The 269-nt window shown below is 47.6% G+C and carries 1 pseudogene; it reads left to right on the forward strand.

Annotated features, from left to right (window positions below):
* Positions 1-269 (forward strand): annotated as a pseudogene (locus AB4503_RS25650) (IS21 family transposase); the annotation flags it as partial.

The raw sequence follows: 269 nt of genomic DNA on the forward strand, positions 1-269 counted from the left end.
TTTAAACAAAGCCAACTTGGTTGGCCTCTACCCGAAAGTTGCAGCGATGCTGATCTCACGCAAGCGCTGTATCACGGCAAGAAAGCCAGTCGCGATAAAGTCATGCCAGACTTCACTCAATACGCAGTCGAACTCAGACGTAAAGGTATGACAAAGATGTTGTTGTGGCAGGAATACCATGAGCAATATCAAGAACAAGCTTACGCTTACACTCAGTTCTGCGAGCACTTCACTCGTTGGTTCAAAACCCAAAAGCGCAGCATGCGCCA

The organism is Vibrio sp. 10N.222.55.B11, from assembly GCF_041473705.1.
GTDB lineage: Bacteria > Pseudomonadota > Gammaproteobacteria > Enterobacterales > Vibrionaceae > Vibrio > Vibrio crassostreae_C.